General features: G+C 57.9%; 16 protein-coding genes and 2 pseudogenes. 11 read left to right on the forward strand and 7 right to left on the reverse strand.

Annotated features, from left to right (window positions below):
- Position 1: 1 nt before the first annotated feature.
- Entirely contained in the window at positions 2–1,222 is a 1,221-nt protein-coding gene (locus M1R55_RS19215; protein ID WP_249394525.1) for a S8 family serine peptidase, read from the reverse strand.
- A 348-nt stretch (positions 1,223–1,570) separates the two neighbouring features.
- On the opposite strand from M1R55_RS19215, the pseudogene M1R55_RS32250 reads away from it, so the two are divergent.
- The 4 genes and pseudogenes from M1R55_RS32250 to M1R55_RS19230 all read left to right on the forward strand — a co-directional run.
- Positions 1,571–1,663, forward strand: a pseudogene (locus tag M1R55_RS32250) (IS200/IS605 family transposase); the annotation flags it as partial.
- A gap of 135 nt (positions 1,664–1,798) precedes the next feature.
- Positions 1,799–2,248, forward strand: a complete 450-nt coding sequence (locus tag M1R55_RS19220; RefSeq protein ID WP_249394526.1) for a helix-turn-helix transcriptional regulator — start codon at positions 1,799–1,801, stop codon at positions 2,246–2,248.
- 5 nt (positions 2,249–2,253) lie between these two features.
- Positions 2,254–2,688, forward strand: a complete 435-nt coding sequence (locus M1R55_RS19225; protein ID WP_249394527.1) for a VOC family protein — start codon at positions 2,254–2,256, stop codon at positions 2,686–2,688.
- A gap of 796 nt (positions 2,689–3,484) precedes the next feature.
- Complete coding sequence (locus M1R55_RS19230) at positions 3,485–3,676, forward strand: hypothetical protein (RefSeq protein WP_249394528.1); 192 nt, start codon at positions 3,485–3,487, stop codon at positions 3,674–3,676.
- Here M1R55_RS19230 and M1R55_RS31785 read toward each other — a convergent pair.
- Both M1R55_RS31785 and M1R55_RS19235 read right to left on the reverse strand, forming a co-directional pair.
- Positions 3,673–3,801: a hypothetical protein gene (locus M1R55_RS31785; RefSeq protein WP_256566017.1), complete on the reverse strand. Its 129-nt coding sequence runs from the start codon at positions 3,799–3,801 to the stop codon at positions 3,673–3,675. The genes M1R55_RS19230 and M1R55_RS31785 overlap by 4 nt on opposite strands.
- A gap of 396 nt (positions 3,802–4,197) precedes the next feature.
- Positions 4,198–5,160 carry an acetyl-CoA carboxylase carboxyltransferase subunit alpha gene (locus M1R55_RS19235; RefSeq protein ID WP_249394529.1) on the reverse strand — a complete coding sequence of 321 codons (963 nt, stop codon included), beginning with the start codon at positions 5,158–5,160 and terminating at the stop codon, positions 4,198–4,200.
- A gap of 1,178 nt (positions 5,161–6,338) precedes the next feature.
- Between M1R55_RS19235 and M1R55_RS19240 the strand changes: the two are divergent.
- Positions 6,339–7,711 (forward strand): annotated as a pseudogene (locus M1R55_RS19240) (IS66 family transposase).
- Positions 7,712–7,813: 102 nt separating this feature from the next.
- Positions 7,814–8,077 carry a hypothetical protein gene (locus M1R55_RS19245; RefSeq protein ID WP_249394530.1) on the forward strand — a complete coding sequence of 88 codons (264 nt, stop codon included), beginning with the start codon at positions 7,814–7,816 and terminating at the stop codon, positions 8,075–8,077.
- Between the two features lie 965 nt (positions 8,078–9,042).
- Here M1R55_RS19245 and M1R55_RS19250 read toward each other — a convergent pair.
- Positions 9,043–9,735 (reverse strand): IclR family transcriptional regulator, encoded by a 693-nt coding sequence (locus M1R55_RS19250; RefSeq protein ID WP_249394531.1) that lies wholly within the window; start codon positions 9,733–9,735, stop codon positions 9,043–9,045.
- Positions 9,736–10,040: 305 nt separating this feature from the next.
- Here M1R55_RS19250 and M1R55_RS19255 point away from each other — a divergent pair, with 305 nt between their 5' ends.
- The 5 genes from M1R55_RS19255 (at position 10,041) to M1R55_RS19275 (ending at position 15,449) form a co-directional block, all read left to right on the forward strand.
- Complete coding sequence (locus tag M1R55_RS19255) at positions 10,041–11,282, forward strand: M20 family metallopeptidase (RefSeq protein ID WP_249394532.1); 1,242 nt, start codon at positions 10,041–10,043, stop codon at positions 11,280–11,282.
- Complete coding sequence (locus M1R55_RS19260; RefSeq protein WP_249394533.1) at positions 11,279–12,799, forward strand: ABC transporter substrate-binding protein; 1,521 nt, start codon at positions 11,279–11,281, stop codon at positions 12,797–12,799. Before M1R55_RS19255 ends, M1R55_RS19260 begins: the two co-directional genes overlap by 4 nt.
- Before the next feature lie 102 nt (positions 12,800–12,901).
- Positions 12,902–13,822, forward strand: a complete 921-nt coding sequence (locus M1R55_RS19265; protein WP_249394534.1) for an ABC transporter permease — start codon at positions 12,902–12,904, stop codon at positions 13,820–13,822.
- Entirely contained in the window at positions 13,819–14,682 is an 864-nt protein-coding gene (locus M1R55_RS19270; protein ID WP_249394535.1) for an ABC transporter permease, read from the forward strand. Before M1R55_RS19265 ends, M1R55_RS19270 begins: the two co-directional genes overlap by 4 nt.
- 116 nt (positions 14,683–14,798) lie before the next feature.
- Positions 14,799–15,449 (forward strand): IS6 family transposase, encoded by a 651-nt coding sequence (locus tag M1R55_RS19275; RefSeq protein WP_249394536.1) that lies wholly within the window; start codon positions 14,799–14,801, stop codon positions 15,447–15,449.
- A 1,131-nt stretch (positions 15,450–16,580) separates the two neighbouring features.
- Here M1R55_RS19275 and M1R55_RS19280 read toward each other — a convergent pair.
- The 3 genes from M1R55_RS19280 to M1R55_RS19290 are packed head-to-tail and all read right to left on the reverse strand — an operon-like array spanning position 16,581 to position 20,234.
- Positions 16,581–17,261 (reverse strand): response regulator, encoded by a 681-nt coding sequence (locus M1R55_RS19280; RefSeq protein WP_249394537.1) that lies wholly within the window; start codon positions 17,259–17,261, stop codon positions 16,581–16,583.
- Complete coding sequence (locus M1R55_RS19285; protein ID WP_249394538.1) at positions 17,258–18,898, reverse strand: ATP-binding protein; 1,641 nt, start codon at positions 18,896–18,898, stop codon at positions 17,258–17,260. Before M1R55_RS19285 ends, M1R55_RS19280 begins: the two co-directional genes overlap by 4 nt.
- The gene (locus M1R55_RS19290; protein ID WP_249394539.1) at positions 18,885–20,234 is read right to left on the reverse strand and encodes an extracellular solute-binding protein; all 1,350 of its coding nucleotides are present in this window, start codon (positions 20,232–20,234) and stop codon (positions 18,885–18,887) included. The genes M1R55_RS19285 and M1R55_RS19290 overlap by 14 nt, the downstream gene beginning before the upstream one ends.
- Positions 20,235–20,263 lie beyond the last annotated feature (29 nt).

Raw genomic sequence — 20,263 nt, forward strand, 5'->3', positions numbered from 1 at the left:
CTCAGTACTTGATGGTGTTCTCTAGAAATTTCACCAGATCCAGGCGACCCTTAATCCCGAGCTGATCCTTGTACGCTTGATTGGCTCCGTTGTTGTACACATCAAATGCGTTCTCAGCTAATTTTTTGGTGACATCACTGATGGGCACCACCAGGGTTTGGCCAAACGCGAGGGCCAGACCTCCAGCCACCATGGGGGCCGCCTGTGATGTGCCGCTCCAGGCCGCCAGCAGTTCGCCGGGAGCTGGGGCAAACACGTTTTCGCCGGGGGCCACGAGTTCCAGTTGAGACGCGTAGTTGGAGAAGCTGGACTTGATATCGCTGAGATTGACACTGCCGACGCTCAGCGAGTTGATGCCTAACGTAGCGGTGGCAGCGGGGTAGGTAATGCTACTGACGTTGGCATTGCCGGCCGATGAGACGATCAGCACGTTTCTGGCCGTAGCCCGCGCAATAGCTTCTTGCACGACCCTGGAATTGTCCTCGCTGCCCAGCGACAGGTTGATGATTCGCGCACCTTTGGCCGTGGCCCAGTCAATGGCGCTGGCGACTGTCGCGACGTCTCCAGACCCATCTGGCCCCAAGACTCGTAGTGGCATAATTTTGGCTTTGGGAGCTACTTGCAAAATGATGCCAGCGACATTGGTGCCGTGTCCAAACCCGCCGACGCCGAGTGTGCCTTCTTCCTGAGGCACGTTGTCAGCGGCGTAAAAATCGCGCCAAGTGGAAGGATCGGACAGCGAGCCTTGGAAGGCCGAGTGCTTGAGATCGATCCCGGTGTCAATTACAGCGACCGTGACGCCCGCGCCCAAATTGGGGGCCATCATCTGGGCCTTCTCCAGTTCAATCTTGCGCCAGTTCTGGGTGTTTTCAGGAATGACGTTGTACATACCGCCAATCCAAATGCCTCGAGAACCGCCACTCCAGGCTAAGAAGTTGCCACCAATCCAGATGCCACGTGACCCGCTCATGGTCGCCGTTAGGGTGCCGCCGCCGCTAAAGACGTCCCGGTTGGATTCCATATACACGTTCCGGCCCCGCTGAGTGCTCAGCGCCTGCAGACCCTGGGCCTTGAGGGTGGTCGCGCCGCTCATGCCAAGTAATGCGAAGCAGGATTCGGCGTTGGATGCGGCACAACCCGTGTCGTCCCACGTCACCACCTCGCCACCCAGAGTGCTGGTGAGACTGCTCGGCGTGTCGCCGCTCTGCAGAGGCACACTCACGACAGAGTTGTAACGTTGAGCCACTTGACCCGGACGATCTGCAGTGAGGGGAGGAACGGTGGGCTGTCCAGCACACCCAATCAATAGGCCGGCGCAGAGGGTGGACAGAACAAATAAGCGGTGATGTTGCGGCATGCAGATTCTCCTTTCAAGGACGGAGCGTGCGAGACGATAGGCCTCAATGAGAAATATTTTTCAGAATACTAACGGGTCCATTACAAGATCCTCACACTACTCTATGGAGAAGCGCATTTTCACTGTTCCCACCTGCTGGTCTTAAGACGTGCACCGGAGTGCAAGTCTTTTAGATGCTGGAATGGGGGCGAGTTCAGCAGGTAGAGTTGAGCGGTGCGCGCGAGTCGGTCAGGAAGTCATACGGTCGGTGAAGTGAAGCCCCAGTGTCGTGAATTGCTGATCCAAATTTGCGATGCGGAAGATCTGACTCCCCGTCAAAACCCCTCAGGGCTATGAGAAAGTCGGCTCCTGTAACGGGTTCCGAACCCGTGACGCGCCTTGAAGTGCTTCCTCTACGATCGAGTGGCCTGATCCCAGCGGTGTGAAAGAGCACAATGAGCCATGACTGCGCCATCCGCCGCACCATCGCATCTGCACGACCTCGCGCGTCTGCGGCGTGTGCGAGACCGGATCGACCGGGACTATGCACAGCCCCTGGACGTTGAGGCGCTCGCCCACGGCATCCAGATGTCCGCTGGGCACCTCAGCCGCCAGTTCCGGCTGGCCTATGGGGAATCTCCGTACAGCTACCTGATGATACGGCGGATTGAGCGCGCCATGGCCCTGCTGCGCCGAGGCGACCTCCGTGTTACCGACGTCTGTTTTGAGGTTGGCTGCCGGTCACTGGGCACCTTCAGCACCCGCTTCACCGAGTTGGTCGGAATGTCCCCCAGCGCTTACCGACTGCACGCTGCGGGCGGCACGGCGGGACTGCCGCCCTGCGTGGCCAAGCAAGTCACGAGACCGATCAGGAATCGAGAAGCACCAAACTTAACATCAAGCCTAGAGTGACGGCCATGAACCTCTCCATTCACCAGACGTTCCTGCCGCACACCGACGCCGCTGCCTCACTGGCCTTCTACCGCGACACCCTCGGCTTCACCGTACACAACGACGTCGGGTACAACGGCCTGCACTGGATCACGGTCGGCCCCGCCGGTCAGCCCAGCACGTCCATCGTGCTCTTTCCGCCTCAGGCCACGCCGGGCATCACCGACAACGAGCGCCGCACCGTGGCCGAACTGATGGCCAAGGGCAGCTATGCCACCATTGTTCTGGCCACCACCGACCTCGACGGCACCTTTGACCGGGTGCAGGCCAGCAGCGCCGAAGTCGTTCAGGAACCAACGCTCCAACCGTACGGGGTGCGGGACTGCGCCTTCCGTGATCCCGCAGGGAACTTGATCCGCATTCAGGAGGTTTCGGTACCACCCAGTGGAACTCAGGCCTGAGCACAGGGTCGTGGCCCTCATAAGCCTATCGGCGGCGGTCTGTGGGGTTGGGTAGAGCAGACGCTTTTTGCAGTGGTGTTCTTGCTTGGGGTCTTTCCCGGCCCGCTAGACGGTGGCCGCCGGAGCCGCTACTCATTGCTGCTCATGGCGGGGGGCTGGGCCTGAGCTGGTGGATCGACACCTGCTTTTCATTCACGAACAATCCAGGGAACGTCTCCCCACACAGCCCGATTGATCTAAGAGAATGCGGGCACCAAGTCAAATGAGTGCGAAAAATAGGGGAAGAACCCCATTTCGTGAGCATCTTCTGCCTCAATTCTGCTCATCTCTGGCCCCCCCTCACCCTACTCTGGCCCTGTGCCCGCTCCACTCCCCAAATCAAACCCTCTGTACCTCGCCGCGGTTCAGCGCCTCGCCGAAGACCGCATTACCAGGAGATTGCGGCTTTCTTCGATCCAAGCTTGCTCCCGGCCATGATCGACGCCTATGTCGAGGGCTACTTGGACGGCAAGGTGCCCTCAGGATTCGATACGCCGAAAGCGCGGTCGCCGTTGCCTTCCTATTGGGCGACCGTGACCGCCTTGAGGGCAGCATCCTGAAGATCGACAAACTGGATTAGGGGAGCGTCCACGGCCCCACTTCTATATGGCTGCCAACACCCGGCCTAGAACATGCGCGGTTTGTCGCTCCGTGGGTGTCCCTCGCTCCCCCCACCCCCGGATTCTTGAGGCCAACTGAAGAGATTCTTGAGGCTCACTGAAGAGCTCTTTCTCGACTCAGACGCCACACTAGGGGCATGAACGTATTCCCCGCTGTGTTGATGGGCAGCGCTTGCGCCCTGAGCGTGGTGACGTTGCTCCTGCTGTTTACCGGCAATCTCTTGGCCATGACGGCCACCGCCGTCGCCGCGATCCTGCTGGCCGCCCTGGCCATTCCCAACCTTGACCAGCAAGAACAGGCCGAACACACCCGTCCGCTTGACGACTAGACCTGCTCCAGCACCCGTCCTAGAACATGCGCGTGCTGCCGCGTGATGATCAAGCACTCGCCCGGCAAGTCGTCAGCTGAACGAATCCACAGCTCGAAGACCCCTTCCAGCCCGGTCTTCCGCATGGCCCACGCTTACTCACTCTCGGCATCGCTATAACGCCCCTGCAGCTCCTGTTTTGGTAGCGTCACGAAGGTCACAGCTGCGCCTCCATCCTCGCCTGCACGTCCGACGGCACCAAAAAGCTTCAAGCGCCGGAACAAGGCACTGACCGACGCAATACCTGCACATCGGACGTTCAAGAGCTGTTATAAGAAATCCCGTTAATGCTCAAGGGCGCTTGGACGCTCGTTGAAGCACCTGTAAAAGCAGCCGCCATCTCGCCTCATGGCCGATCAGCAAGGCGTGGTCGGGTGACCTGACTTCTTCACTGGGTGGCCACCCTTCGACTCGCGGTGCCAACAGCGCTGAGGATTGATCAGCCCAATGATCAACGGGGTAAGCCTCACGGCCCTGTCTGATCAGCTGCTCTGGCCTTCCACAAAGGTGCCCAGTGCCCGGAAACGTGTGCTGCGCCGGGAGCGCAGCTCTTCCGGACTGAGGAGAGCCAGTTCATCCAGATGACGCGACACGGCTTCGCCTAGAGAGGCGGCGCTGGCCGCAGCGTCGAGATGGGCTCCGCCTGCTGGCTCTAGAATGACTTCCTCCACAATGCCCAGCTCCAGCAGGTCGGGTGCGGTCAGTTTCAGGGCCTCAGCAGCCTCCGGCGCTTTGGCCGCATCCTTCCAGATGATGCTGGCCGCTCCTTCAGGAGAAATGACGCTGTACCACGCATTCTCCATGATGAGCACCCGGTTGCCGACGCCCACAGCCAGCGCTCCGCCACTGCCGCCCTCACCGATCACCGCACACACGACGGGAACCTTCAGACGGACCATGCGCTGGATGCTCTCAGCAATCGCCCAGCCCTGACCCCGCTCCTCAGCCGCAATGCCGGGATAGGCGCCTTGGGTATCAATCAGGCAGACGATCGGCAGGCCGAACTTGTCTGCTAGATCCATCAGGCGAACCGCCTTGCGGTAGCCCTCGGGGTTGCTGCTGCCAAACCGCCTCTTGATTCTGTCCTTGGTATCACGGCCTTTTTGCTGAAGCAGCAGCATGACCGGCCGCCCCTGCCAGCGGGCTGGTCCACCGATCAATGCTGGATCATCGCCGTACACCCGGTCACCGTGCAGTTCGGTGAATTCCGTCGCCAGCAGTTCCACGTAGTCCAGCGCGGTGGGCCGACCCGGAGCGCGGGCAAGCTGCACCCGTTCCCAGCGGCTGATGCCGACGTTCAGCAGACCCTGGAGCTTCTGGGGCTGAGTCTGCTGCTGAACCGTGATGGCGTCCAGGTTCGCGCCAGTCTCCTCTGCCGTCTTGTGGAGATTCCTCGGTTGGGCCTTCAGCGTGGCATGCGTGGCGTGGTCCGGCGGGGCACTCACGAGGCGCTCCCGACTGCTGCGCTGGGCAGCGTCTGTGCTGTGTCGCTTGGGGTATCCCGGAGGATGCCCAAGAACAGCTTGCGCTGGGTCGGGGAATCGGCATCTTGCTGCTGGGCTTGCTGGGCATGGCCTACTCTGGCACGCCTCCGGCGCGGGTGATGCCCGTCAGAGGTGCAGACGCCCCATTCGTGACGGTGCGCAGGAGCAACATCTGGCACAGGGTCAAGACAGGGCCAGGAGTGCTTTCAGGTGGGCTACCATTTCGGTTCGTTCGTCTTGAGGACGACCGAGAATGCGGCCATGCATGTTCTGCAGCACTCCCAAGGGCAGCTGCCACCCCTTCTAAACGTAGCAAAAGCGCCAAGGTTCGCGCCAAATCACCGGCAGACACGGGCAGGTCTTCAGCAGCAGGTTCCTGAAGCCCTGACGGCCTGACAGATTTTATGAGGGAGAGCGAAATCCGAGCTCCCAGCCGTCTTGCAGAGCGTTGACAGCGCTGACTTGGACGCGCCTGATCAGCACGCTGAGTGGCTTATTGAGGAGCGGCGGGGGGTCGCGTTGAACAGGAAGATGTTGGCAGGCGCTGTGGGCTTAGCTGCCGGGTACACCCGCTGGTCATAGCGGCCTTGGAGATGGCTGTAGAGCGTTGGCAGCCACCAGGAGGGCTGCTACACCATTCGGACACAGGGAGTCAAGATACGAGCGAAGTGTATCAGCAGGCGCTAAACAGACTTCAGGCCGTTCAAAGCATGCGCGAGAAAGGGCTTGGGTTGAAATAATGCCGTCCATGAGAGCTTTTTTGCAACTTTGAAGACGGAGATGGGGCTCAGTGAAGCGCTGTGGGGTCGTGCCCAGACACGAACAGAGGTCGTTGAGTGGACCTGATGTGTTCGACAACCGCCGCCGTCGTCACTCCGCGTTGGGTTACAGGTCGCCGACGGCCTTCGAGGAGCAGACCCCCATCCCGAACTGAGCCTCTACCCAACCCTTGACAGTTCAGTGCGGCGCGTGGGGTCGGTGGGCAGGGTGTTGATGGTCTGCTCGATCAGGCGCGGCCCTCGTCGTGGCGGGCGAGCAGAACCTGGTTCTGCCGGTTCTGGCAACTTTGTGTGTTGAGCTGAGTCGTGGTGACTGCTCAGCAGGGGGCCTGGACTGGGTGGAGCAGGTAGAGTAGGGACATCTCCGACGACGCCTGCCCGAACTGCAAAAAATTGGAAGCTCAGCTGGCCAAAGTGCTTGCTGAGTTACAGGAGATCAAAGCGCGTCTGGGGCTAAACAGCACAACCTCGCATCAACCTCCGAGCCAGGACAAGCCCTGGACGCCGAAGAGTGAGCGCCAGAAGACCGGCCGGTCTTCTGGCGCTCAACCGGGTCACCCAGGCAAAACGCTGAAGATAGTCGAGCACCCTGACGAGATCGTCACGCTTCCTGTCACCGGGCACTGTGGTTGTGGTCAAGCCTGGGACACGGTGATCGTCAGCGATGAACTGGCGCGGCAGGTTCTGGACCTGCCAGAGATTCGACTTCATGCCGTGGAGTACCGCGCCCAGGTCAAGGTGTGTCCGAGCTGTCATCACCGCGAGCAGGCTTCTTTTCCAACTCACGTTCCTGGTCAAGTGCAGTATGGCCCCCGCATCCATGGACTGGCGGTTTACCTCAACGCGGTGCACTTCGTTCCGCTCAAACGTACAGCAAACATTCTGGAAGCCGTCTGTGGAGCAAAGCTCAGTGATGGCACCATTGCTCTCAACCTGAATGTGGCTGCTGGGCGTCTGGCTGCTTTTGAGACTGAACTCAAAGCTGCGCTCCTCAGCGAACCTGTCCTGCACGCGGATGAGACCGGCAGCAAGGTGAATGGGACGTTGGCGTGGATGCATGTGGTGAGCTGCAAGCAGCTCACGTTGTACGGGCATCACCAGCAGCGCGGGTACGCGGCTTTGAAGGACATGGACGTCCTTCCCCGGTTTAGGGGCACCTTGATGCATGACGCCTGGAGCATCTATTTCCAGCTTCCTGGACAACATGCCCTGTGCAACGCCCATCTTCTGAGGGAATGGCGGCACTTGGCAGAAGGGTATGGACAAACTTGGGCAGGGGAACTACGCCGCGCCATGCAACGCGTCTACCACGAGAACAAAGCAGGTACCCTGACCTTGGCGGGAAAAGCAGCGTTCCTGGCGCGGTTCGACGCGTTGGTACAAGCTGGGTTGGCATCCAACCCAGCAGCGGAACCCATCCCTGGACAGCGGGGTCGGGTGAAGCAGACCCGGGACGCAACCTGGCACTGCGGTGTCAGAGGCATCGCGAAGCAATTCTGCGCTTCCTTGACTATGAAGAGGTGCCGTTTGACAACAATCAAGCGGAGCGGGACATTCGGATGGCGTGCGTGAAACGCAAAGTCTCCGGTGGGTTTCGCTCAGTGAGAGGTGGCATGAATTTCTGCCGCATTCGTAGCTATACTTCCACGCTTCACAAGCAGGGGATGAATATCTGGCACGGCCTGGTCAGTATCTTTCGCAATGACGTCCTTATGCCTACCTTCGTGTGCTAAGTGGTCACAAAATTTACTGCACGGTACGAGTAATCTTCGAGTAATTTTAGTTTTTAGAAGTGACGCAGGAGTTGGTTATGAATAATAACGAATTGGTTGCAAATGTTAGGAGAAGCTTTAGCTGGGATTGAGACGCTGCAGCTCCTGAGAAATCTGGCAAGCGGTGAATATAGCCGTTCAAATCCTGTTATCTTTGCAGGAACGTTGTCGCAAGCTTTTAAAATACCTAACGCAGTTACAATGAAGCTAAGTGAATGGAATCAAGCTTTTGGCCCTCTGCACTTCTCGGAGAACGAAGTAGATGAACTGATTACGCCCTATATAGAGACTTATATTTCCTCTGTTACCGTTGATAAGTCTGTGTAATTAACAGCTTACGGTGCTCCCGGCTCCAGCCGGGAGCATTTGCAGTATTGTTGAGGGTGTAAGTTGGTTCCAAAGATTTTTCATCGCAGACAACACCCCATGAGAGCCGACTTCTGCTGACTACTTCCGACTTTTGACCCCTAGAAAGCCAGCGTGAGTCGAAAAGCAGTAGTTATCTTAGCAACCATTGTGATTGTTGGAATTGGCATATTTACTTAATAAATTATTCTCGCCCTTAAAGTTGATTGACCAAGCATATCGTAACTGTCTGGAAAATCCGAGAGTAGTGGTCAAATGGAGAGAAAGAGATGGTCAGGTTTGGATTCACCCTATTGATGAATCGAATATCTACACACAATGTGGTTAAACGAAATCATTTTGAATTGCTGTTAAGTAACCACTCATTACAAAACTTAACTTTGTAACGAGTGGTTACTTAACATCTATTAGTCGGTGTTAGTATAACACTTCTTAAGTATTAGTAATTTGCCGCTAATTTTTAGTGCTAGCCGTTTTTACCATAAAATCAAGTAGAAATTCCGGCGTTAGAGTCAATCCATCTTCTAGATCTTCTTCAAAAAAAGTATGAAATAATACGTCTATAGGCTTTGGGTGTCCTGTGATATACCCTAGTTCTACAGACATTTTATAAACTTCTTTATCTGATGCGTCCTTAAGAAAGGATGGATTCGAGAGATGTCTAATCAGCACGAGAGCTCTTTCCCTATCCATAGGACTCCAATCTATTACATTTCAAGAGCGAAAATAAAATTCCTGTACGCGAATTAGATGTAGTTTTCACAACTGCTTTTTTCAAGGTCGATAGGTTCAATATTCAGACCTTTATCGTAGTGATAGTTATATGTCAAAACCTCGTAGTGAAATTTTGGTGAAGCGATCAAAAGATTGTCGTAACTACTTAGCACAACAGGTCGTTGTGTGCTGAGCAGTTACGAGTCGTGAACCTATAACACTACGTGCTGCATGTTCTCTTTCACTGCAAGGAGCCGAGCTGAATCTCCTCCGATACTATGGGTAATGGAGATCGCTGCGTCTACCAGATGCCCTTTCATTTTTTCAACCTGCGTGGGTGTAAACCGAGTGCGTGGCCCTGCTAAGGCCAGCGCTCCCTGAAAGTGTTGCCCAACGCCAAACACTGGGCAAGAAATCGCTGCAGTGTCCAAATCAAGCCGCGCCGTGAGTGAGACTACGATCATTGTGTTGCGAACTTCTGCAAGATCCGGCCGGTTCAGATCGGTAAAGGCCATGATAATGGCGCCACTAGCACCCGCAGTTACCGGAAGTCGGTAGCCCACTTGGATGTATCGCAGCACCCCATGATGAAACGAGTTTGCTCGGAACAAGCAAATTTTACTGTCTCCATCACGGACATAAAATGCAGCACTTTCACTGGTGAACTCGACCAAAGCCTTAAGGGCTGGATTGACGTGCTCCGCCAAGTTGAATGAATTTTGGTAGTGATTGCCGAGCGTGAGCAGTGTGGGACCAAGCTGGTAATGGCCGTTGCTCAGACGGCTGATGTAGTGTTCGTGTTCCAGGGAACTGATCAGACGAAGGATGGTGCTTTTATGGAGCCCAGTGCGCGAGGCCAAGTCAGCAAGCGACAGGCTAGGCGTACCGTCAATAAACGCTTGCAAGACGGAAAGTGCACGGTCGACGGCGGCAACACGTAAGCTAGGGTCAGCCATAAGTCCTTTCAATAGGAAGAAGGGGAATGATTCGGTGGGTGGGTCAGATATTTCTTTGGTAGGGCCCCATGATGATCCTCTTGACTTGCTGTTACCACAAGGCGCCGGACTCCAGATGAATCTAGACCACATGAGCTGCTCTGCGGAAGACAACTTGACTTTCTCGAGGGCTGAGCCTACTGTCTTTTTAACCCTATTCAAGTTCTTGGTCCGTTCGTACGTCGTCCCAATTCGCACTATAGCAAAAAAATAGAATGCCGTTCTATTTTAGGATGTCTCTTATGACTACGCTCTCCATGCCGCCCCTTCAAACCTACATGCAACCCCTCCAGCAGCAGCTCATCGACCTCAGTCTGGACATCCACGCTCATCCTGAAACCGCCTGGCAGGAACACCACGCCGTCGAAGGCCTGACCACCCTGCTCGAAAGCCACGGCTTGCAGGTTGAACGCAACTTCTGTAATCTTCCCACCTCATTTCGAGCCAGTCACACTTTTGGGGTATCCGGACCCACCATCACGCTGCTGGCTGAGTACGATGCCTTGCCCGGCCTGGGCCACGCCTGCAGCCACAACATCATCGGCGTGGCCGCCGCTGGTGCCGCCATCCTGGTCAAGCAAGCCCTAGAGGGAACGCTCTTCGCTGGACGGATCGAGGTTGTTGGGTGTCCTGCTGAAGAGGGAGGGGGAGGCAAGATCATCCTCCTTGACCATGGTGCCTTCCAAGCCACCGACGCCGCCATGATGATCCATGGGGGTGCCCGCAGTATGCCTGTGCGCAGCTCGCTGGCCCTTGCTGATTTGAATTTTAAGTTCTATGGCCGCGCTTCACATGCCGCCAGCAATCCTCATCTCGGCGTCAATGCACTTGATGCCTGTATTCAGACCTTTAATGCCATTAATGCCATGCGCCAGCACTTTCCCGACGAAACCCGGGTTCACGGCATCATTACCCACGGCGGTGCTGCGGCCAATATCGTTCCGGACTACGCCGAAGCGGATTTCCTTGTCCGTCACAAACAGCTTGAGGTCATGCGTGACATCAAGGCCAAAGTGCGGCGCTGCGCTGAATTCGCTGCCGCTGCTGTGGGCGCACGCGTCGAGATCACTGAAGACCGTGAATACACTTCCCGCAACAACAATGTCGCTCTCGCCACCCGCTTTGGGCACCACCTGCAAGCCCTTGGTGAAGACTTGCAGGCACCCCCACAGATTGGTGGAGTGGGTTCCTCAGACTTCAACAACGTCAGCCATCAGGTGCCTGCGATCCATCCGTACATCAAGATTGCTCCCGAAGGCACTTCTGCCCATACCATCGAGTTCCTGGAAGCCTCCCGGAGCCCTGAAGGCATGCGTGGCCTGCTGCTTGGTGCCCAGGCACTGGCATCTACAGCAATCGACCTTCTTCAAGACCCCCATCTTCTCCAACAAGTCAAATCAGAATTCGCAGTCAATCAACAAGGCCTTTCCTCTGACGCTCAAGGAGCACCCTCATGACTAAGCACTTCCCCCGTACGGCCCTGCTGACCACCGTTCTCACCCTTGCCAGTCTTGCGGGTGCTCAAGGCACTACGCTGACCCTTGCTCTTCCCGTCGACATTCCCGGGTTCGACACCCAGAACGCCAGTACCACGGCTTCCGAGACGGTCTACACGAATATGTTCGACCGCCTGATGTTCTTTGACGCTGCCGGTAAACTTCGGCCCGCTCTGGCCACGTCCTACAAACAAATCAATGACACCACCATGCAACTTAACCTGCGCCGCAACGTGAAATTTCACAACGGTGACGCTTTTACCGCGGCTGACGTCAAGTTTACGCTTGAACGTGGTGCCCGCGACGCAAAACTGTTTGTCAACGACACCCTCAAGGACATCAAAACCGTCAAAGTCATCAACGACCATACGGTTCAGATCGTGACAGCCGGACCAGACCCGGTGTTGTTGAACCGCCTCTCCCGTCGTGGAACCGAAATCTTGCCCTCAAAATATCTCAACAAGGTAGGGTGGACTGAATTCAACAAAAAACCAATCGGTACCGGACCCTTCAAATTCAACAGCTGGAAGCGTGACGACCGCGTCGTTCTGGATATCAACGCCTCGTACTGGCGTGGGAAACCGGCTTGGACTCAATTGGTCGTGCGAGCCATCCCTGAAGAAGCCACTCGGGTCAATGAGCTCCTGACTGGCGGGGTAGACATTGCTGTGGACATCCCTTCACAGGACGTGAAACGGATCCGCGCCAACAGCAAAGTAGAGGTCGTCACCCAGCCAACATCCCGGGTGATGATGTTCGCCTTCAACATGGAAAAAGACTCGGCGACCAGCAATGAGAAACTCCGTGCTGCAATCGACTATGCCATTGACCGTAAGCTCCTGATCGATACGGTGATGGGCGGGTACGGCACGCCAGTGGCGGCCCGGGTAACTCAGGGCGTGCGGGACGCACCCCTGTCCTATTACAAGAAGAGCGTGTACGATCCCAAGAAAGCCGCTCAGATGTTGAAAGAGGCAGGGTACCGTCCTGGCCAGCTCACGATCACGCTGCAAGGTCCAAAAGGACGCTACCCACAAGACGCCGAAATCCTTCAGACTGTCGGTGCCATGCTCCAAGCCGTTGGGATCAACACCAAAATTGAAACCTTGGAGTGGAGTGCTTATAACTCCCGCATCTGGGACGCCGGTAAAGTGACCAATATGGGCATGATTGGCGTAGCCAACAGCATGATGGATGGGTGGTTCGCGCTGCGGACGCTTCCGTGTAAAGGCACGTACAGCAACATCACGCACTGGTGTAACCCCACGTTTGATAAAGCCCTGGATCAGGCTTCTAGCTCACTTGACCGTGTGCAACGTGCCGCACTGCTCCGCCAGGCATACGCCATTGTCGCCAGCGAGCGGCCCATGATTTCTCTCTTCCAAGTTCATAGCCTAATTGGCATCAACAAGCGGGTCGATTGGCAACCTCGCGCAGACGAAGTGCTGTGGATGTACGAAGCCAAGCCTGTCAAATAGTTCCTTTCCTGCACAATCTGCGACCTCACCAGGAACACGCTGCCCCGCACGTGGGCAACGTGTTCTTTTGATCTCATCCTTGGTCTTCCAGGAGGACATGCCGTGTTCGCCTATTTCATCCGCCGCGTTCTGCAAATGATTCCGAGTCTATTGGGCATTTCGCTGATTGTCTTTCTGCTCCTGCGTCTGTCTGGTGATCCGGTGCGTCTCATGCTCCCGGAAGATGCCAGTCTTGAGCAAGTTCAGAGCCTGCGCACCGCCCTAGGTTTGGATCAGCCGCTCCTGGTGCAGTACGGGAAGTTCCTGACACAGATGGTGACTGGCGACTTCGGTGAGTCCATCCGGTACACCAATCAATCTGTCCTCCAAATCGTCATCGAGCGCCTGCCTGCCACCTTAGAACTATCGGTCGCGGCCCTGTTCGTGGCGATCCTGATCTCTCTGCCTATCGGTATTCTGGCAGCCATTAAACGCAACAGTCTGGCTGATCGGCTTGCTTCTACGCTTGCCGTCCTTGGACGAGCCATGCCGAGCTTCTGGGTGGGCATCCTCCTGATCATGGTGTTTGCCACCCAATTCCAATGGCTCCCCGTGTCTGGACGAGAAGGATGGACATCCATCGTGCTCCCTGCGATCACGCTTGGGATTTCTCTCGCGGCCTTGTTAATGAGGCTCTTGCGCTCCAACCTGATCGAGGTGCTAGGCCTGGATTATATTCGCACTGCTCGGGCAAAAGGGCTATCGCCCCGAACGGTCGTCCGTCGGCACGCCCTCCGCAATGCCTTACTGTCCTACTTGACCGTGTTGGGTTTGGAGATGGCAAGCCTGTTGGGTGGAGCAGTGGTCACTGAACAGGTGTTTGCGTGGCCCGGCGTCGGTCTGTTGGCCGTACAGGCCATTAACAGTAGGGATATGGCTGTGGTGCAGGCGGTGGTCATCATCGCGTCGGTCATCGTGATGGTGACCAATCTTATGGTGGACATGGCCTACGCCCTGGTAGATCCCCGCATCAGGTACACATGACCACCGCTCTTCCCCTCCAGCGCAAAAAACCGCATGTCGTGAGAAAATGGTTAGCAGACCCACTCGCGATTATTGGCCTGATTATCTTCTTGGGATTCGTTGGGATGGCCCTGATCGCCCCCCTGCTCTCCCCCTATGATCCCAGCCTTCCTGACCTGCGGGCCCGGCTAGTGCCTCCTGGAAGTCCAGGGCATCTCTTGGGCACGGACCAGCTCGGCCGCGACGTGTTGAGTCGACTCATTTATGGCAGCCGGGTCACCCTCATCGTGGGGTTCGGCGGTGTCCTGCTCACTGCGATTATTGGTGTCGTCTTGGGGCTGATGGCTGGCTACTTGGGAGGTAGAGTCGAAGCCTTCATCATGCGCTTGGTGGATACGCTCATTGCCATCCCCAGTATCTTGTTGTATTTGACTGCTATAGGTGTTTTTGGGCCAAGTCTGACCATGCTGATCGTCGTCATTGGCCTGATTAACTGGACTACTTTTGCTCGCGTCGTTCGGGGAGAAGTGCTTGCCATGAAGCAGCGGGAGTTCGTGGAAGCTGCCCACGCCCTGGGTCAGTCTGATGTGCTGATCACGTTGAAACATATCCTGCCCAATATCTTGTCCTCGGTGATTGTGGTGGCCACTCTGAATGTCGCTACCATCGTCATTCTGGAGGCCACCCTCAGCTTCTTGGGGTTCGGTGTCCAGCCGCCCACGGTGACCTGGGGGGGCATGTTGTCCGAAGGCCGCAACTATGTCGCCAGTGCTTGGTGGCTTGCTACGTTACCTGGCATGGCCATCAGTCTGCTGAGCCTGAGCTTGATTTTCCTTGGCGACCGCTTGCGTGATGTTCTGGACCCTCGTCTGAAGACCTGAAAACGTTCGGTTGCTTACTTCTATCAAGAGTTTCCACGGTTATCCCAATCGCGTGTCACGCGGCGTGAAGTTGTTGTGACGGTTTTGGCAACTTAACCGCAGCAGGCTGTTCGTCCTTGACCGACCGCAAGCCCTACCGACACCGTTTTCCGCTCAGTATCATTCAGCACGCCCTTTGGCTCTCCCACCGGTTTCCTCTGAGCGAGCGCGATGTCCAAGAATTGCTGCACCAGCGCGGCATGATCGTTAGTCACGAAACCCTGCGCCAGTGGAATATCAAGTTCGCGCTGCTCCTCACCGAAGAGCTCCGCCACCGGGAACCCCAACGGGGATCCCGGTGGCTCTTGGACGAGGTGTGCACCGAGATGGGTGGCAAAAGACACTGGTTGTGGCGGGCCGCCCTAGAATCCGGCGCGGTGCTCGGCATCCTTTTGCAGAGCCACCGGGATCCCCATGCCGCGAAGACATTCTTTGAACGCCTATTCGTCAACTATGACGTTCCAGACGCCATTCACACCGACAAGCTCTGGAGTTACGGGGCGGCTATTCGAGAACTTCCCGTGCTCCACACTGTGGAGCACATCCAAGTCATCTCAACGGCGCGCTGCAATAACGTGACCTTGCCATCCCATCGGCCTCCCCGCAAACAGGAGCGAAGTCAGCTGGGCTTCAAGAAACCTCGACGAGCGCAAGAATTCCTGGCCCTGGATGCCCGCGTCTCAAATCTCCACCAGCACACCCGTACCACTGTCCCCGCGCTCAATTGAAGAACGAATCAGCCCAAGGCCCACCTGGCTTGGCAACACGCCATTGATGCAACGGTCTGAAGTTCAGACCGCCACTGGGTAGATTTGGCTTGCTCGATATTAAGGTGCCAGAACCGTGTGGGCATAGCGAAACTATATGAGCGGTTTTGGAGCTCGGATCTCTAGATGACAGGTATGACCAACCGAAGACTTCGAAGGCTGACCATTGACTAATTTACGAAAGAGCCTCAGCAGTCCAGCGGAAGTTGAGCAATGAGTGCACTTTTGCCCCGCTAAAAGGAGGGCTTTGATTGCTCGAAATCTCAGTTTCCTGGCCTTAAATTGTTTATCACGCGAGATGATCCACGAGCGGATCCAGGTCTGGGCGGTATACCTGTTTGATGTCTCCCCGGCGACTCTCAGGGTAATGCAGCCGTGCGCTCGCCAGCAGCCTAAAAGTGCGATCCACTTTTCCGATTTTCGGGGCCAGGATGTCGGGATCGAACGACTGATCTGGCAGGCAAGCATCGGCCCAAGCTAGGGCGTGATCCTGATGGAGCGCTTGGGGTGGAAGGGAACGTAGGGCAGGGTAAGGACAAGGTCACGGTGCGAGATTTTGCCGTCCAAGAGCGGCGCCCACCTTGGCCAGGTAGCCACTCGACCTCGCTACCATGGACGCCCTGAAACGTGAAGGTCTGCAACCTACGGATAATCAAACCGTCGCCGCTCTGTTCAAGCTCCGGAAGGGCGACCGAGAACATCTCTATGCCTTGTATCAACGAGCAACTGCGGTGCCGTTGCAGGTCAAAGCTCCTCCCTAAGTCTGCGCTTCCACGGGACAAGATGTGCCGTGCACCATGGACCGGACCATCCCTCCTATAGAGCGGGCATCGGCTGAGGCAACGTTCCACGCTGCCCAGACGTAGCGACGTTCCTCTGAGGTGGAACAGGAGGTCATCGCAGCGGAACGTCACTGGCGTCCGTATGCGTTTTGCGCTGGGTCATGGGCTGCCTCCTGTGATTCGGGCTGAACTCCATGTGTGCAAAATCGACTTCCCCTCAATGGTGCGTTTGGTCAGGTTCAGCTTCTAGAAATAGCTTCGCTGGCGACGGCTGCCCCAAAATTTAGTGTCCTCCAACTTGCCACAACCCTTATGACAGCACTTCCGCTCGACGGTACAGTTTCAGTGGCCTGCCGGTGTGCTGGTATTGCACGTCAACGCCAGCAAACGACAGGACCACGAGATACTCGAGGTACCGCCACGCCGTGATACGGCTCACACCCAAGTGCTGACCTGCCGCTTCAGCGCTCCAAGCCTCTGAGCTTTTTTCCAGCAGCAACTGCACTTTGGCAAGGGTAGCGGCGTCGATGCCCTTAGGCAGATGAGTCACCGGATCATGGCGCAGCAATCGGTCTACACCAGACTGGGTCAGGTGAACCGCACTGGAAGCGGCGCGGCGTTGACTGTGACGCTGGAAGGCTGTCTGAAGCCGGTGGCGGTCAAATGGCTTGATCAGAAAATCAAGGACCCCGCTGCGTACGGCCGCCTGAACGGTGGGCAGATCATTGGCAGCGGTGACCATAATGACGTCGGGGCTCGTGGATGTGCGCGGCAGTTGGCTGGCCCAAGTCAATCCATTGCCGTCCGGCAGGTAGATGTCCACCATCAGGAGATCAACTGTCAGGTGCTGCAGGTCCTGCTCGGCCTGGGCCAGGGTACCCACCGCACTGACCACCTGGAATCCAGGCGTGTCCTCGACCAGCGTCCGGTGAATGGTGCGGACCAGGTCGTCATCCTCGATGATCATCACGCGGCTGAGAGGGGTGGTCACGGTCTATCCCCCGTTGCCGGGATGCTCACAATGAAGACGCTCTCGCTGGAAGTTCTGAAGTAATCCAGTTGACCTTCCAGACCCAACAGGCGTTGGCGGATCAGGTTGAGTCCCTGTCCACGGCCCGGCCCCTTGGTGGAAAAACCGGGCCGTTGTAAGTGCTGTGGATCTATGCCCGGCCCACAGTCACGGACCTCGAGTTGCAGGCCCTCGGCGTCCTCGCCAATCATGACGGTAATGCAGCATTCAGATTGGCTCTGTACAGCGTCAAAAGCATTCTCCACCAGGTTGCCGGTGATGAGGAGCAAAGCATCGATGACGGGTTCCGGCCAGTGGTCGGCCAGAGCCGACGCCGCGTCGACCTGCAGATGAATGCCCAGTTCGCGGGCGCGGGCAATCTTGCCAGCCAGCAGGGCCGCCAGTTGCGGAGGGGCGATGCCCGCCACGCTGTCACTGACCTGCTGGGCCTGACTGGCCTCGCGCTGGATCACCTGCAGAGCAAGTTCAGGTCGGCCGATCTGCATCAGGCCCGCGATGGTGTGAAGACGATTGGTAAATTCGTGGGTCTGTGAGCGGAGCAACTCGACGTACTGTTGGGTTTGTGTCAACTCCTCGGCCAGCCGCACAGCCTCGGCACGGCCGCGAAACAGCACGAGCCGCCGGTCACCGGGCAGCGGATAACAGGTAAGCAGGACCGGTTGTTTTTGCCACTCACTGGGCCGCTCTTGAAAAGAGGCTTGGCCCGTGCCGCCCAACAACTCGTGGAGTTCAGGCCACAGTTCAGGTAGGGCGGGCAGCGCTGAGACCTCGGATACGCGCAGGTAAGCCAGCGCCCGCGCGTTGGCGAGGGTCACGCGCCCGCCCGCCAACACCAGTACGCCGTCCTGCAGAGCGGTGAGGACCGCGTGATGCTGCGAGATCAGTCCAGAAATCTGATCGGGTTCCAAGTCAAACAGGTCGCGGCGCAACCGTCCGCTCAGGTAGAGGCTGCTCAGCAACGCGAACAGCAGACCCAGGCCGTACCACGGCAGCAGGCCCCACATCACCCGCGCGATCCCGGCCTGGACGGTGGGCAGCAAAAAGCCCGTGGATACCAGGCCGATGACGTTGCCGGACGTGCCCCGCACCTCCGCCTTGCCCCAGATGAAGTCCCGGAACTGCTGCACCCCCACCTCGACTGGGTCGCCGTCGGTCAGCACGTCATCCAGCCCACCTCCGGTGCTGATGCGCTGTGCCAGAACAGGGGGAAAGGGATGGGCGTAACGCATGCCCAGGCGTCCGCCCACCACCAGAAAGTCCGCCCCGACGTCTGCCCGCATGCGCTGAAGAAGGGGGTCAATGGGCAGCGGCACATCTGGGCGATCAAAATACGCCTTTACCGTGGGGGTGTTGGCAACGGTACGCGACAGCATCAGCGCACGTTCCCCAAATTCCTGGCGCGAACGCGCCGTCAGGGACGTGTACTGTACGGCGGCCAACATCAACGTCAGGACGGTAAACACCATGACCTGACTCAGAAAGAAGCGCTGCCACATCCGGAGCCTGCGCCAGCGGGCCGGGGGAACCGAGACCCGCGCCAGTCGCGCCGCGTCTGCCAGCGCGGGCTGGCGCAGCGATCCGGGACTAGAAACGCGCATTGTAGGCGCGGATGATCTGGTCGGCGCGGGTCTGCGCCGCCTGCAGCGAGGCAGCCACCTCCGCGCCTGCCAGCACGCGTTCGATGGCCGCATGCAGCACGGCGCGGACTTCATAGAAGCTGCCGAACAACGCCCCCGCCGTGGCGGGTGAAGCACGCGTGCTTCGGAACTGATCGACGGCCACGGTATGTGCCTGACCAGGCTGGAGCCAGCCCTGCCGCCGCAGCAGGTTCACACTGCTCTGACGCAGAGGATCGTAGCCGCTCAGGCGGTGCCAGGACACCAGGTTGGCCGTGCCGGTCAGGTACAGCGCGAAGTCTTGGGCGGCGGCGGCGCTCCGCGGCGTGATCTCGCGTGGGATCCATAGGCTGCTGCCACCGACCACCATCCCCTGACGCGGACTCCCCTGTGGCACGGGCATCCGGCCCACCTGCACGGCGAACCCCCGCTGACGGCTGCCTGCCAAGACTTGGCCGATACGCGACGAAGAAGTCATCAAGAACGCCACTCGGCCTTTGAGAAAGAGCTGGGTGGCGCCCGCATTGTCCTCGATCTTGCCGGTGTTGACATAATATCCAGCCCGCTGCATCGCACTGAGCCAGCGCAGAGGCCGCGCGACCGCTTCCCCCATCAAGAAAGTCCTCGTAGCCCGGCTCTGCCGTCCATTGCTCCCGTCGACCCACAAGGCCCCTTGCTGTGCGCTCCACTGCTCAAAGTACCAGGCGTCCACTGGAAAGGTCATGCAGGGGCCAGCACTGCCCCCGCGCTTGAGTGCGCCACAGGTCTGCGTCAGCAGTTCAAGCGTATCGGGAAGCGGCCTCCCCCCCAGACCGGCCTTCTTCAACAGCGAGTTGTTGGCGTACAACACCGGGGATGACGTGTTGAAGGGCAGGCCGTAGAGCTGGCCTCCCACGCGGTAATAGTTCAGGACGGCCGGCAGATAATCACCGAGCTTTGCAGCGGCGGCGCGAGGAAGAGGGCGGAAGAGCATGCTGTCCACGGCCAGTTGGGTTCCCGCCTCGGAGATCTGTACTAGGGCGGGCGCTTTTCCCGTGCGCGCGGCCGTGGCCAGTGCCTGGAAAGCCTGCGGATAGTTGGCGTAGGCGACTGGCCTGACGAGAACATCGGGGCGCAGGCGATGAAAGGCGGCGGCACGCTCGCGGATCCAGCCCTGACGTGGGGCATCGGGGAAAATGTGCCAGAACTCGATCCGGGTAGGAGCGGGCACGGCAGCGCTCTGGGCCGACGCTGACTTGCCCGCCCCAGCCGCACCGATGCAGGCCACCCCCAGCAGGGTTACCCAGCGTCCGATCAACTGACGGCAACATCCATTCATCTGCCCCGCATTGTAGAAGCCGCAAAGAT

Source organism: Deinococcus sp. QL22, assembly GCF_023370075.1.
GTDB lineage: Bacteria > Deinococcota > Deinococci > Deinococcales > Deinococcaceae > Deinococcus.

Coding starts and splice junctions, on each gene's coding strand:
- M1R55_RS19285 (WP_249394538.1), bottom strand. CDS start 18,898: ATGCGCGTTTCTAGTCCCGGATCGCTGCGCCAGCCCGCGCTGGCAGAC.
- M1R55_RS19225 (WP_249394527.1), top strand. CDS start 2,254: ATGAACCTCTCCATTCACCAGACGTTCCTGCCGCACACCGACGCCGCT.
- M1R55_RS19255 (WP_249394532.1), top strand. CDS start 10,041: ATGCCGTTCTATTTTAGGATGTCTCTTATGACTACGCTCTCCATGCCG.
- M1R55_RS19260 (WP_249394533.1), top strand. CDS start 11,279: ATGACTAAGCACTTCCCCCGTACGGCCCTGCTGACCACCGTTCTCACC.
- M1R55_RS31785 (WP_256566017.1), bottom strand. CDS start 3,801: ATGCGGAAGACCGGGCTGGAAGGGGTCTTCGAGCTGTGGATTCGTTCA.
- M1R55_RS19230 (WP_249394528.1), top strand. CDS start 3,485: ATGAACGTATTCCCCGCTGTGTTGATGGGCAGCGCTTGCGCCCTGAGC.
- M1R55_RS19220 (WP_249394526.1), top strand. CDS start 1,799: ATGACTGCGCCATCCGCCGCACCATCGCATCTGCACGACCTCGCGCGT.
- M1R55_RS19270 (WP_249394535.1), top strand. CDS start 13,819: ATGACCACCGCTCTTCCCCTCCAGCGCAAAAAACCGCATGTCGTGAGA.
- M1R55_RS19290 (WP_249394539.1), bottom strand. CDS start 20,234: ATGAATGGATGTTGCCGTCAGTTGATCGGACGCTGGGTAACCCTGCTG.
- M1R55_RS19245 (WP_249394530.1), top strand. CDS start 7,814: ATGTTAGGAGAAGCTTTAGCTGGGATTGAGACGCTGCAGCTCCTGAGA.